This is a genomic window from Psychrobacter sp. HD31, assembly GCF_051097895.1.
Lineage (GTDB): Bacteria > Pseudomonadota > Gammaproteobacteria > Pseudomonadales > Moraxellaceae > Psychrobacter.
On record NZ_CP142525.1, the window covers coordinates 512,352 to 527,528 of the forward strand.

Genomic DNA, 15,177 nt, shown 5'->3' on the forward strand with positions numbered 1-15,177 from the left:
TAAGGTTAAAACCAGCTTAATCGTCTTAATTTTGCATTAACGTGAACCATACTGTGCTGGACAGGCTATGGCAATTACCCATAAATGGGTGCAAAAGGTATATATATGGAATCATTTGCTGAACTATTTGAAGCAAGTCTTGGTGAACAAGGTCTTGATATTGAGCGTGGCTCGGTTGTAACTGGTGTTGTTGTTGCGATTGATAGCGACTGGATTACAGTTGACACAGGTCTTAAATCTGAAGGCGTTGTTTCTCGCAACGAATTTGTTGACGCAGAAGGCGAGCTTGAAGTAGAAGTTGGTAGCACAATCGACGTAGTTGTTGATGCTGTTGACAATGGCATGGGTCAAACCTTGCTTTCTCGTGAAAAAGCAAAACGCGTAGAAACGTGGAAGCACTTAGAAACATTATTTGAGAATGATGAAATTGTTAAAGGTACAATTTCAAATAAAGTAAAAGGCGGTTTCACGGTTGAAATCGGTTCTGTACGTGCATTCTTACCTGGTTCTTTAGTAGATGTTCGCCCAGTACGTGACACCACTCACATTGAAGGCAAAGAACTTGAATTTAAACTAATCAAGTTAGACCAAAAGCGTAACAACGTTGTTGTAAGTCGCCGTGCCGTTATGGAAGCTGAAAATTCAGCAGAGCGTGAAGAGCTACTTGCTAAGCTAGAAGAAGGCATGGAAGCACCAGGTATCGTTAAAAACCTTACTGATTACGGTGCATTTGTAGACTTAGGTGGTATCGACGGTCTATTACACATTACTGACATGGCATGGAAGCGTATCAAGCATCCATCAGAAGTTGTTGAAGTGGGTCAAGAGCTTAACGTTAAAGTACTTAAGTTTGATCGCGAGCGCAACCGTGTTAGCCTAGGCCTAAAACAATTAGGTACAGATCCTTGGAACGTTGTTAGCGAACAGTATCCAGTAGGTACGATTGCTAAAGCACGTGTTACTAACCTAACTGATTATGGTTGTTTTGCAGAAATTGCAGAAGGCATTGAAGGTCTTGTTCACGTTTCAGAAATGGATCATACCAATAAAAACATCCACCCATCTAAAGTTGTTCAAGTTGGTGATGAAGTTGATGTTATGGTTCTTGATATTGATGGTGAACGTCGCCGTATCAGCCTTGGTATCAAACAAACCAAAGCAAACCCATGGGAAGAGTTTGACAAAAACTACAACCGTGGCGATAAGCTAACAGGTACAATTAAGTCTATCACTGACTTTGGTATCTTTATTGGTCTTGAAGGCGGTATTGATGGTCTTGTTCACCTATCTGATATTTCTTGGAATGAATCAGGTGAAGAAGCGATCCGTGCTTACAACAAAGGTGATGAAGTTGAAGCAATGGTATTGTCTGTTGATGCAGAAGCAAACCGTATCAGCCTAGGTATCAAACAACTTTCATCTGATCCATTTAATGAGTACTTGGTTGCTAACGACCGTGGTGCAATCGTTAAAGGTTCTGTTAAAGAAGTTGACGCTAAAGGTGCCGTTATCACATTAGCTGATGAAGTTGAAGGCTACTTACGTGCGTCAGAAATCCAACGTGACCGTGTTGAAGATGCAACTAAGTTCTTGAATGAAGGTGACGAAGTAGAAGCTAAAATTGTTAGCGTTGACCGTAAGTCACGCAACATCAGCTTGTCTATTAAAGCAAAAGATGAAGCTGAAGAGCGTCAAGCGCTTAAAGACTTAAGTTCTGCACCAGAAGCTCAGCCTAAAACTTTAGGTGACTTAATTAAAGAGCAACAAGGTGAATAATTAATTGTTCATTTAGCTATTTATTGATTTAAATGCTAAAAGGGAGGTGATTGAAATCACCTCTCTTTTTTGTTTAATATTTTTAATTTCAATAGGTTAGCTATTTTCTTTTTGTTTTATTTCAGGTATTATTACCTACTAATATTAAAAATTAATTAAAAGACTTATAAGGTATATTTTTTATGCAAAAAATAATTAATAAATCCGATTTTATTAATAATCTTGCTGACAATTGTGAGAACATTAATCATCTAAAAGTTGATGATGCGGTACGTGAAATTTTGGGGATGATGGCACATTATCTTGTAAATGATGGTCGTATTGAGGTACGTGGTTTTGGCAGCTTTAGTTTACATCATCGTAAACCACGAGTAGGGCGCAACCCAAAAACTGGTGAGCAGGTATCAGTAGCGGCAAAGGCGATTCCTCATTTTAAACCTGGCAAAGCACTGCGTGAAGCGGTTAATGACAGTATTCAATAAAATGGCAGGTCGCTTATAAAAATATTTTAAATTGTATTAATTTATTATTAAGCTTTATTAACCATAGTCATAATATGGTATTCTATGACCTGCTAATGTTATCGAGGATTTAATTATGCGTTATATCTTACTTCTTATTTTATTTGTGTTTTTTGGCTATGCAATTGGCTTAGTGATTACAAACAATCAAGAACTGCCAGTAAATTTGTTATTTGTACAGTCACCTGAAATGAACCTTGGTTCGTTGTTGATTATGGCAATGATACTTGGGGTGGTTATTGGTATTTTGTTATCTATTCAGTTATTTAAAGTTATTCAAAATAAGTGGGAAATCAGCCAACTTAAAAAAGAGAAGAAATCTTTAAAAAATAAACTTAATGATGCTCAGCAGAAAATAGAAGAAAAAACAAAATTATTGGCAGCAACAAATAAGATATATGCAGATACCAGTAAAAAACCAACTGAAACGGTATCCACAACAGATGTTAAATAAAAGCATTTGGTTTTCAACTTAACATTTGTTAGTGAAACCATTGAATTGTTTTGTTATTTTTAATAAATCATGGCATTATTGTCATGATTTATTTTTTTATATTTTATAAGATTTAAGGAACAAGAAATGCCAGTAGGAAATTGCGATACACCACAACATATATATCCAATCAACGGAGTTGAAATTGGAGTAACTGCTGCTGGTGTTCGTTATCAAAATAGAGATGATTTGGTGGTTATGAAGATAACCGACTCTGCAAATACGGCTATCATCACCACAAAAAATGGATTTTGTGCAGCGCCTGTTTTAGTATTGCGTCATCATTTTGCAAAGCAACAACCCAAGTTTTTAGTAACCAATACGGGCAATGCAAATGCAGGGACTGGTGAAGAAGGTTACAAAAGAGCATTAGCGAGTTGTCAGGCATTAGCAGACAAAGCCAATGTAGATATAGCGAGTGTTTTACCATTTTCTACTGGGGTGATTGGTGAGCAACTTAATGATAGCGCATTAATTAATGGTTTAGATGATGCGTTAACAGATTTAGATGCTAATAACTGGCTTAAAGGTGCCGACGGCATAAGAACAACGGATATTGTGCCAAAAGTTGCCAGTGAAAAAGTAAATATTGATGGCATTGACTATCATGTAACGGGTATGTCAAAAGGTTCGGGCATGATTCGTCCTAATATGGCAACCATGTTAGGGTATGTAGCAACAGATGCCAATATCTCAAAAGACTTATTACACAATATGCTTGTCGAATTGAGCAATCAATCATTTAATCGCATATCGGTTGATGGTGATATGTCAACCAATGACTGCTGTACGTTAATTGCGACAGGTAAAGCATCAGATAGCATCATTGACAGTACAAAACACTCCCATTACCAAGCGCTATTTGAGGCAATGCAAAAAGTATTTATACGCCTTGCGACATTAATCGTTAGAGATGGTGAAGGTGCTAGTAAATTTATAACCGTTAATGTCACAGGTGGTAAAACGACGAAAGAGTGCTGTGATGTGGCTTATGCTGTTGCCCATTCACCATTGGTCAAAACGGCGTTTTTTGCCAGCGACCCAAATTGGGGACGGATTTTAGCAGCGGTAGGCTATGCAGGATTAGCAGAACTTGATACGACTAAAATTAAAGTTTGCTTAGATGATGTGTTGATTTGTGAACGGGGCATGCCAGCTAATAGTTATAATGAAGAAGCAGGACAAGAAGTTATGAGTCGTCCTGAGATTTCTATTAATATTGAACTTGGACGAGGTGATGCCAGTGACACCGTTTATACCTGTGATTTATCTTACGACTATGTCAAGATTAATGCTGACTATCGTAGTTAGTTTAGTAGTTAAGCGTTAAACTGTATATTTAGCTACTGTATATTTTTAGCTATTGATAGATAAAATAAAAGGTGATGGAGTAAAGCGCCGTCACCTTTTTTATTGTGTTACTACTTTAACATTGACTAAAGTTAACACTCACACCAAGGTTAGCAGTAGGGATACGATTGGCATGAATTGCCAACCCACCACGGGCGGTTTCTTTGTATTTATCATGCATATCTTCGCCGGTTTCTTTCATGGTTTCAATAGCTTTATCAAGTGATACAAAATGAGTGCCATCTCCACGGCGTGCTAGGCGTGATGCATTAATTGCTTTTACTGCGGCCATGGCGTTACGCTCAATACAAGGTACTTGTACCAATCCTTCAATAGGATCACAAGTTAAACCAAGATTGTGCTCAATACCAATTTCGGCAGCATTTAAACATTGAGCTGGTGTACCATTTAATATCTCGGTAAGCCCAGCTGCTGCCATTGCACAGGCCGAACCAACCTCACCTTGGCAGCCAACTTCTGCACCTGAGATTGATGCATTTTGTTTAATAATACTGCCAATGGCTGTGGCTGTTAGTAAAAACCTATGTATGCCTTGTGTGTCTGAGTCATTGATAAAATCACGATAATAATGCAAAACAGCGGGTATGATACCAGCAGCCCCATTTGTAGGTGCAGTAACAACTTTGCCACCGTTTGCATTTTCTTCATTAACAGCAATAGCGTATAAGTTAACCCAATCCATTGCGACAAAAGAATCGTTTAATTGTTGCGCTTGTTTGTGCTCATGGCTTAACTGCTCGTATAAAGATTTTGCACGTCGTTTGACATTGAGACCACCTGGTAAAGTACCATCGTCCGCATAGCCATTTTTTACACAAGATTGCATCACTTGCCAAACATCATTAAGGTAATTTTCGATAGTTTGTAAATCACGATTTGCTTGCTCATTTGCTAAAACTAATTGGCTGATAGAGAGCTGATGTTCTTTACATTGCTGGAGCAGTTCTTCTGCTGAGTTAAAAGGATAGGGTAGTAGAGATACTTCATCATCTGAAGCTGCTTGATTATCATTTTGATTATAAATTTCATTGCCATCGAGTACAAATCCACCACCGACCGAATAGTAAGTTTGGCGGATATGACTATGATCTGTCAAAACTGCCGTAATACTCAGTGCATTGGGGTGATATGTGAGTACTGCATCATAGTGCCAGATTAAATCGCAATTATAATTAAAGTCTATATGGTGTTTGCCAGCAAGCATGAGTGTTTGTTGATCAAAAATAGGGTTAAGATAATCACTAGTTTTTGTGGTATCAATGCTAGCAGGGCTATGACCAAGTAAGCCTAGCAAAATAGCAGTATCTGTTGCGTGTCCTTTTCCTGTTGCTGCCAATGAGCCAAACAGTTCGATACGAATTTTATCTATTTGATAAAACTTACCTTCAGAATCTTTATCGAGATATTCTTCTAGTAGGTCTAAAAATCGGTTGCCAGCAACCATCGGCCCTACTGTATGAGAGCTAGAAGGACCAACGCCTATTTTAAACAAATCAAAAACACTTACCATGCTTTCCTCATCTCAATTTTAGTTTACTAAATTTAAAAAGTTATTTTACCTATAATTTAAAGTGTAAGATAGTTATTTAATTTAGTTGTTGTGGTAAAATAGCAAAATTACAAAAAAATAACTAATAAGCTAGGAAACAATTTTTTTATTTATACATTTATTTAATAAATATAAATTCAATCATTATTAAAAATTCAAAATTAACACATCTTTTATTAACTGGATATAATGTACAACTGTATACTTATTGTACCCAAGTTTAAATAAAAAACTTATCAATTAACGTTATCATTCATTTTAAAGCTTATAAGGAACAAGAATGAAATATTATAAAGATAATGACAGTACCGAAACTCAAGAATGGCAAGATGCGTTTGAGTCTGTATTAAAAAATGCAGGCGGCAAGCGTGGTGAGTTTATTTTAAAGGTATTGTATGATATGGCTGTGCAAGAAGGATTGCCAGTCAATCGTTTAGAAACCGCTTATATCAATAGCATACCGCCTGAAGATGAGCCAAATTATCCGGGTGATTTACATTTAGAGCGTAAAATCCGTGCATTGGTTCGTTACAATGCATTGGCAATGGTAATGCGTGCCAATAAAAATGATGATGACTTGGGTGGTCATTTGGCCTCATTTGCGTCAAGTGCAACACTTTATGAAACAGGTTTTAACCATTTCTTCCGTGCGGCTACCGATGATTTTGGTGGTGATATGATTTATTACCAAGGTCATACTGCGCCAGGTATGTATTCTCGCTCGTTTTTAGAAGGTCGTTTAGACGAAAATCAATTATTAAACTTTAGACGAGAGGTTGATGGTAAAGGTTTATCTAGCTATCCTCATCCTTACTTAATGCCGGATTATTGGCAGTTCCCAACGGTATCAATGGGCTTAGGTCCTATCATGTCTATTTATAACGCACATATTCAGCGTTATTTAACCAACCGTGGCTTATTAAAAGATCAAGACCGTAAAATTTGGGCATTTTTGGGCGATGGTGAAACCGATGAACCAGAAAGCTTAGGTGCAATCTCGCTTGCAGGGCGAGAAAAACTAGACAACCTGATTTGGGTGGTTAACTGTAACTTACAACGTCTTGATGGTCCAGTACGTGGTAACGGTAAGATTATTCAGGAGCTTGAATCTGTATTCCGTGGTGCAGGATGGCGTGTTATTAAAGTTCTTTGGGGTACAGGTTGGGATAAACTTTTAGCCAAAGACCATACAGGGGCACTAAAACGCCGTATGCTAGAAGCGGTAGATGGCGAATATCAGATATTTAAAGCACGTGATGGCGCTTATGTGCGTGAGCATTTCTTTGGTAAGTATCCAGAACTTGCTGAGATGGTTGCACATATGAGTGATGATGAAATTTATAAGTTAACACGTGGTGGTCACGATACGCTAAAAGTTTTCTCTGCTTATAGTGAAGCAATGAAGCAAACGGGTCAGCCAACTGTCATCTTAGCAAAAACTGTCAAAGGTTATGGGCTATCACAACAAGCACAGGCAGTTAACAAAACGCATGGTATTAAAAAGCTAGACTATGATTCGTTGGTTTACTTCCGTGATCGCTTTGATTTGCCATTTAGTGACGAGCAGTTAGAAACATTGCCATTTTATCGTCCTGCAGAAGATTCAGCAGAGATGAAGTATCTAAAAGCACGCAGAGAATCATTAGGCGGTTATCTGCCAGCTCGCCGTATGCAAAGTGAAACCTTGCAAATACCAGAGCTGTCTGTATTTGATAAAGTGTTAGAGGGCAGCCACGGCAAAGCACAATCTACCACGATGGTATTTGTACGTCTTTTATCTTCATTACTACGTGACCAAAACATCCGTGATCGTGTTGTACCAATTGTGCCAGATGAAGCACGCACCTTTGGCTTAGAAGGTATGTTTAAACAACTGGGTATTTATTCAGTTAATGGACAAACCTACACTGCCGAAGACAGCGAAGCGTTAATGGGCTACCGCGAGGCAATTGACGGGCATATGCTAGAAGAAGGCATCAATGAAGCCGGTGCAATGAGTTCTTGGATTGCATTAGCAACCAGTTATTCAAACAACAACTTGCCAATGATCCCAATGTATATTTATTACTCTATGTTTGGTTTCCAACGTATTGGTGATTTAGCTTGGGCGGCAGGTGACTCTCAAGGGCAAGGCTTCTTGTTTGGGGCAACAGCGGGTAGAACCACACTAAATGGTGAAGGTTTACAGCACCAAGATGGTCATTCGCACGTACACTTTGGTACTGTACCAAACTGTGTCACTTATGATCCATGCTATGGTTATGAGCTTGCTGTTATTATCCAAGATGGTTTACGCCGCATGTATGCAGAGCATGAGCGTGTTTACTACTACATCACCTTGATGAATGAAAACTATGAGCATCCAGAAATGCCAGCAGATTGTGAAGAAGGCATTAAGCGTGGTATGTATCTATTAACTGATAACGGCTCAACTCAAGTTCAATTACTCGGTTCTGGTGTTATTTTACGCGAAGTAGAAAAAGCGGCAGAAATCTTAAAAGATGACTACAACATTGCTGCAAACGTTTGGAGTGTTACCAGCTTTAATGAGTTAGCACGTGAAGGTATGGAGTGTGAAGAATACAACCGCTTACACCCTGCAGAAGACGAGAAAACACCTTGGGTTACTGAACAACTAGCGCAGCATAACGGTATTGTGGTTGCAGCGACTGATTATGTACGTAGCCATTCAGAGCAAATCCGTGGTTGGTTACCAGATAACCGCCCATACACAACCCTTGGTACAGATGGCTATGGACGTTCTGACAGCCGTGAAAAACTACGTAGTTTCTTTAACATCAATGCAGCGCATATTGTTGTAGCAACCCTTAAAAAGCTTGCAGATGAAGGTGAAATGGATGCATTAATTGTACAAAAGGCGATTGATAAGTTTGGCATTAATGCAGCCCAAACACCCGCTTGGCGCCCACAACCACAAAACCAATCTCATGTGAAAGACGTAAAATAAGAAATATTGGAGAATATTAATGGAAATTAAAACCCCAGATTTGGGCGTAGATAGTGCTGAAGTCAGCGAAATTATGGTAAACGTTGGGGACGTTATTAACAAAGATGACAATATCGTTTTACTAGAGTCAGACAAAGCATCTGTAGAGGTGCCAAGTTCGGCTGCTGGTACGGTTAAAAGCATTTTGGTATCTGTTGGTGATACCGTTAGTGAAGGTGTTGTTTTACTGGATATTGAAGCGGGTGAAACCGCTCAGCCTGATGAAACAGTTGCAGATGAGGCACCAAAGCAAGTAGAAACTACTGAACAACCAGCGAACGTAGAGCAAACTGAAGCGCCAGTAGCAAATGCATCGGCTGCGGAAGTGACGCATGCATTGCCTGATTTGGGTGTTGATGAAGCAGAAGTTGCCGAAATTATGGTTAAAGAGGGCGATTTGGTTGAAGCAGAGCAATCTATTTTATTGGTTGAATCTGATAAAGCCTCTGTTGAAGTGCCAGCACCAGCATCGGGTAAAGTGGTTAAACTACTTGTCAATGCAGGCGATACCGTAAGCAATGGTCAAGCATTTATTGTTATAGAAGGCGCTGCATCAAGTGGTGCGCAAGCAAGCACTGAACCAGCGCAAGTAACTCAAGAGCCTAAAACAGCTACGGTACAAAACACACAAGCGACCACTAGCCAACAACAAAGCACAACAGCTAATACCAGTGCGGATACTGGCTCTGCCAAATTGACAGAAGAGCAAGTTAACGCCAAGTTAGCCGAAGTGTATGCAGGACCTGCTGTGCGTAAGCTTGCTAGACAATTGGGCGTAGATGTGACGCAAGTAACAGGCAGCGGTAAAAATAATCGTGTTCAAAAAGACGATTTATTTGCGTTTGTTAAGCAACGCATGCAGCAGCCTGTTGCTCAAAAAACAGCTGCTTCTGGTGTGTCGGCAACCTTGCCTACACTGCCTGATATGAGTAAAACTGAGCTTTGGGGCGAAATTGAGCGCATGCCGTTATCGCGCTTACAAAAAGTATCAATCCCTCAGCTTAATTACAATACGCTTATTCCTCAGGTTACACAGTTTGATGCTTCTGATATCACTGAAACTGAGAAATTCCGTGGCTCATTAAAAGCACAGTATAAAGCAGAAGGTATTAGCCTAACAATTTTATCTTTTATTATTAAAGTAACGGCACATGCATTGCTAAAATTCCCTAAATTTAATAGCCACTTAAGTGATGATAATACTGAGTTATTATTGCGTAAAACGGTTAATATGGGTATTGCCGTTGCAACAGATAATGGTTTGATTGTACCTGTAATTAAAAATGCACAGGATAAGAGCATCCGTGAAATTTCTATTGAAGTTGGTGAGCTTGCGAAAAAAGCGCGCGATAATAAACTAACGCCTAAAGATATTACTGGTGCAAGTTTTACAATCTCATCATTAGGTAATATGGGTGGTTCGGCATTTACTCCGTTAGTTACTTGGCCTCAAGTGGGTATTTTAGGTATTTCTGATGCCAGTATGCAGCCTCGTTGGAATGCTGCATCAAATGAGTTTGAACCACGTTTAATGCTCCCATTATCTATGTCTTATGACCACCGTGTGATTAACGGCGCTGATGCTGCTATATTCACCCGTTACGTTGCAAATGTTTTAGCAGACCCTCGTAAAGTATTGTTGGACTAACAATATCAGCGAAATATAGTTCAACTTTAAAAAAAGATGGGTTTTTAAGCCCATCTTTTTTATTGATTACTTTTTTATTGATTAATTGCTAACTAACCTCATATACCACTTATAATATCTCAATAATTAATGACGCTATAAAAATTTAATGAAATCTCCACAACTGCCATTAGTGCTGGCAAAAGATCGCTACTATCTACTCCAGCAAGCCAAAAGACTCTCGCAAAACCCAGCGGGGGATGATGCACAAAAACAACAGCAAAAATTTTACAAACGATTAGAAGCCTCTACAAATTCGGTAGAAGAGCGAAAAAACAGTGTGCCAGTTATTCAGCTTAATGAAGACTTGCCTGTAAGCCAAAAAAGTGACGCATTAATTAAAGCCATACAACAAAATCAAGTTATTATTGTGGCAGGGGAAACTGGCAGCGGTAAAACAACACAACTGCCTAAAATTGCTTTATTAGCTGGTAGAGGTTTGACAGGGCAAATAGGGCATACCCAACCAAGGCGGTTAGCGGCAAGGAGTGTTTCTACCCGAATCGCAGAAGAACTTGGCGAGCCATTAGGGCAAACGGTTAGCTATAAAGTTAGGTTTAATGAGCAGGGCAGCCCTAAGTCGTTAATTAAATTAATGACAGATGGTATCTTACTTGCCGAACTTGGGCATGATAAATTTTTGTCTCGTTATGACACGATTATCATTGATGAAGCACATGAACGCAGCTTAAATATTGACTTTATTTTAGGTTACCTTAAAAACCTATTACCAAAACGTCCAGATTTAAAAGTTATTATTACTTCAGCAACCTTAGATACCGAGCGATTTAGTAAATATTTTTCTCGATATAACCGTAAGACTAAACAATCCATCCCTGCACCTGTGTTTAATGTTGACGGTCGTAGTTATCCTGTCGAGGTGCGATACCGTCCACTAACGGATGCACCTGTAACCAGCAGTGATGATGATAGTTTTGATGATTTTGAAGACAATTTGCCACGAGCCGTAGTTGCTGCTGCACAAGAATGCTTTGACGATGCTCAAACAAACGGGCATCCAGAACAAGCCGATATTTTAGTATTTGCAGCCACTGAAGCAGAAATTAGAGATTTGCAAGAAGTGTTAGAAAAACATGCCTTTAGGCATACCCAAGTTTTACCACTTTATGCCAGACAAACCTTTGCAGAACAGCAACGTATTTTTAGCCCCTCTAATAAAGGTAGGCGAATCATCATCGCGACCAATGTCGCCGAAACAGCATTAACTGTACCAAATATCCGTTACGTGATTGATTTGGGTTTTGCGCGTATCTCACGTTATAACTACCGCTCTCGTGTGCAAAGATTACCGATTGAAGCAATTAGCCAAGCCGCTGCAAACCAAAGAAAAGGGCGTTGTGGGCGTATTGCTGCGGGTGTTTGTATTCGTCTTTATAGTGAGGAGGACTTTGCAAGTAGACCAGAGTTTACTGAACCCGAAATTTTAAGAACAAACCTTGCTTCCGTTATGCTACAAATGGCGCATTTGCGTATTGGTAGCGTAGAAGACTTTGATTTTATTGAACCACCAGATAGTCGATTGGTAAAAGATGGGGCAAAACTTTTAGAGGAGTTAGGCGCATTAAGCAAAAACAAGGGTAATAATAAGTTAGCTAATAAAAACAGCCATAAAAATAAAACCAAACCAAGTTATGCCAAAAATAAGCCAGCACGTAATCAAATGCAACTTAGCAATGTTGGTCAAAAAATGGCACGTATGCCAATTGATCCAAGGCTTGCACGTATGCTAATAGCCGGTAATGATTTTGATTGTTTGCAAGATATGTTGGTGATTGTATCTGCACTGGCAGTGCAAGACCCAAGAGAACGCCCTCATGAAAAACGCACCCAAGCAGACCAAAAGCATGCACTATTTAAAAAGGATGATTCTGATTTTTTATTTTACTTAAGCCTTTGGCAAGCAATTTATGGCACCGATGAACAAGGTGTAAAACTGTCTAGTAACCAACGTCGTCAATTTGCTAAAAAACATTATTTAAGTTTTCCTAGAATAAGAGAGTGGCAAAAAACTTATCAGCAACTGGTTCAGATGGTCGAAGATATGGGGCTCACAGGTTTATCTGTTAAAAATAACAAAGCAAATAAAAATAAAGGGCAAACCAAACAGGCTAAACAACGCTTGTCGCTAAATAATGGCTTATCAAATAAACAAAATAAAAACTCGTTAAGCCGAGCAATGAGTAACGCACTGGATAAAAAAAATAAAGAGCATAATACCAGTCATCAGCAAAGCGATAAATATGCTAACTTACATCGTGCATTGCTAACAGGGTTGTTATCTTTTATTGCACACAAAGGGGATGAACGTGGGCAATATTTAGCAACTAGGCAGCAAAAAACAAAGATATTTCCTTCCAGCACTTTGTTTAAAAGTTCACCAAATTGGGTAATGAGTTTTGAAATTGTTGAAACGTCGCAAGTATTCATGCGGACATTAGCAAAAATTGAGCCAGAATGGATTATCTCTGCTGCAAATGGCTTGCTTAAATATCATTACTTTGAACCGCATTGGTCTAAAAAAACAGGGCGTGTGCGTGCGTATGCTCAAATTAGCTTATTTGGTTTAACCGTGGTTGCAAAACAGCTTTGTAATTATGAACAAGTTAATATGTCAGAAGCTCGTGAAATTTTTATCCGTGATGGCTTGGTAACGGGTGAACTCGGTTACGAAGCGAAAGGGCGCAAAGCACCATTTTTGCAAAATAATATGGACAAAATAGCCGATGTGGAACGGATAGAAGAAAAATTACGTCGTCGTGATTTGTTGGTTGATGAAGAGGCACTTTATCAGTTTTATGACAACAAAATCCCTGCGCATATTGCCAGCCGAAAGGCATTTGAAGACTGGCGTGCCGAAGTTGAAACAACTAATAATCAATATTTATTTTTTACAGATGAGGATGTATTAACGCAAGCAGCACCTACAACGGGTGATTTCCCTGAGGTGTGGAAACTAGGTAACTTAAAACTGCCACTTAGCTATGTATTTGATCCAGCCAATGAAGACGATGGCGTTAGCATTAGAGTGCCTTTGCTTGCCTTACCTCAACTTGATTCTGTAGAGCTTTTATGGGGTATTGCTGGTTGGCGTTATGAGCTTGTATTACAACTTTTAAAAACGTTACCAAAAGAGATACGCAGACAAATAGTACCCATACCAGATACGGCAGACAAACTATTTGATGAGTTGGAAAGAAACCATCAACAAGGCTTACTCAAACAGCTTTGTGAAGCTTTAAATAAAAAAGGCGTGGTAGGGGTAGAACCAAAACATTTTGATCCAGGCAAAGTAGATAATTATTTACAGCCACAAATTTGTGTGGTGGATGATAAAAACCGACTGATTGAAAAAGGACGCGACTTAGCAACTTTACAAGCACGTCATGCCATCAAAACAAGCCAAGCCATACAAGAGCAGCAGGGGCTACATCATGAGTTTCCCCCATATTTTAAGTTTAGTAAAAATAGGCATAGTGCAGGGATTGTGATGCAGGAGTTTTCTGCTTTAGTAGCAGATGCGAAAGGGGATGCGGTTTCTATACACAAATTTACCGACTTAAATGCGGCAATAAAAGCGCATCGCATTGGTGTTTTAACTTTGATTAAAAACCAGCTGAGCGCAAAACAAAAGCAGTTAACTGGGCAAATAGACAAAGCATTTAAATTAGCATTTGCACCACTAGGGCAACTTGATAAGTTAAAACAAATTGTGGTAGATGCAACGTTAGATGCCACTTTAAGCAAGCATTTTGTTGAGTTTGATCATACCAATATTTTGCCAGAAGTCGTTGATGGGCAAACTAAACAGTATGCGTGTGGGTTACCACTAACACAAAATGAATATCAAGAAACCGAAAGCTTAGTTTTGTCACAATTTTTATTAGAAGGACAGCAAATCATAAAACTACTCAAACAGGTTTATACTCGCTGGCAACGTATACGCCAAAGTTTGTTAATGCTTGATAGGGATGTTTTTGCTGAATCTATTGACGACATTGAAGATCAATTAGACGATTTGCATTTAGCAGACTTTGTATATCGCATGGATTATATAAACTGGCAGCAATATCCAAGGTATCTAGAAGCGCTTGAAATACGAATGGAGCGCTTAGTGCATAATCTTGATAATGATTTAGATGCGGTTTATGAGCTAGATGTGCATATGGAGCGTTTAGCCCAAAGAGGCAATGACCCTAAAATTGCTGACTATCGTTGGCTTGTTGAAGAGTTTAGGATTCAATTATTTGCCCAGCCAATGAAAACAAAAGCCTCTGTTTCATCAAAACGTTTAGATAAACTTTGGTTAAAACTGACAAGTTAAGAAGCAGCAGCAATAAGGATTTGTATTTTGTGAAACAAAGTGAAATTGGGTTTATTATTTTAAAAACATTTAGCGTCTTTTCTATTCTATTTTAATAACAAAATGCCTGGAAATATGATGAATAAAGGGCTGGAAGAGTTTTCCTCTTTTTTTGTGGATAACTTTGTGGAAAACATCAAATTTGGTAATCTAAGCGTGTGTAAATATTGGGATGCGCCAAATTTGTTTAAAAGTTGCACATATTAAATAATATTATTTATATCAATATCTTGTAGAAATAAAGAATAATTGTTCTCAATTAATTTTTAGTTTATTGTTCTTAACATTTAGTTATATTAAGTTTCACAATTTATCTATTAATTTTTTTTAAAAATGTGGATAAGTTTACTCTTGTTGTGCTAACAATAATAAATGTAACAAAACATTAGCAA

The 15,177-nt window shown here is 38.6% G+C and carries 8 protein-coding genes; 7 read left to right on the forward strand and 1 reads right to left on the reverse strand.

Annotated elements, in window-relative coordinates; translation table 11 throughout:
• Positions 1-105 precede the first annotated feature (105 nt).
• The 4 genes from rpsA to argJ all read left to right on the forward strand — a co-directional run bounded on the left by rpsA (position 106) and on the right by argJ (position 4,101).
• The gene (gene rpsA / locus VH441_RS02155; RefSeq protein WP_434353848.1) at positions 106-1,776 is read left to right on the forward strand and encodes a 30S ribosomal protein S1; all 1,671 of its coding nucleotides are present in this window, start codon (positions 106-108) and stop codon (positions 1,774-1,776) included.
• Positions 1,777-1,958: 182 nt separating this feature from the next.
• On the forward strand, positions 1,959-2,258 hold the full coding sequence (locus tag VH441_RS02160) for an integration host factor subunit beta (protein ID WP_434353849.1): 300 nt from the start codon (positions 1,959-1,961) through the stop codon (positions 2,256-2,258).
• A gap of 115 nt (positions 2,259-2,373) precedes the next feature.
• Positions 2,374-2,751 (forward strand): lipopolysaccharide assembly protein LapA domain-containing protein, encoded by a 378-nt coding sequence (locus VH441_RS02165; RefSeq protein WP_434353850.1) that lies wholly within the window; start codon positions 2,374-2,376, stop codon positions 2,749-2,751.
• Between the two features lie 126 nt (positions 2,752-2,877).
• Positions 2,878-4,101, forward strand: coding sequence for a bifunctional glutamate N-acetyltransferase/amino-acid acetyltransferase ArgJ (gene argJ / locus VH441_RS02170; RefSeq protein ID WP_434353851.1), 1,224 nt, complete (start codon positions 2,878-2,880; stop codon positions 4,099-4,101).
• A gap of 115 nt (positions 4,102-4,216) precedes the next feature.
• On the opposite strand, the gene VH441_RS02175 is transcribed toward argJ, so the two are convergent.
• On the reverse strand, positions 4,217-5,671 hold the full coding sequence (locus VH441_RS02175) for an L-serine ammonia-lyase (RefSeq protein ID WP_434353852.1): 1,455 nt from the start codon (positions 5,669-5,671) through the stop codon (positions 4,217-4,219).
• Positions 5,672-5,990: 319 nt separating this feature from the next.
• On the opposite strand from VH441_RS02175, the gene aceE reads away from it, so the two are divergent.
• From aceE to hrpA, 3 genes are all read left to right on the forward strand, one after another.
• Positions 5,991-8,678 carry a pyruvate dehydrogenase (acetyl-transferring), homodimeric type gene (aceE, locus tag VH441_RS02180; protein ID WP_434353853.1) on the forward strand — a complete coding sequence of 896 codons (2,688 nt, stop codon included), beginning with the start codon at positions 5,991-5,993 and terminating at the stop codon, positions 8,676-8,678.
• 19 nt (positions 8,679-8,697) lie between these two features.
• Positions 8,698-10,365 (forward strand): dihydrolipoyllysine-residue acetyltransferase, encoded by a 1,668-nt coding sequence (locus tag VH441_RS02185; RefSeq protein WP_434353854.1) that lies wholly within the window; start codon positions 8,698-8,700, stop codon positions 10,363-10,365.
• 148 nt (positions 10,366-10,513) lie between these two features.
• A complete protein-coding gene (hrpA, locus tag VH441_RS02190) occupies positions 10,514-14,746 on the forward strand; it encodes an ATP-dependent RNA helicase HrpA (RefSeq protein ID WP_434353855.1) in 4,233 nt (1,410 codons plus the stop codon).
• Positions 14,747-15,177 lie beyond the last annotated feature (431 nt).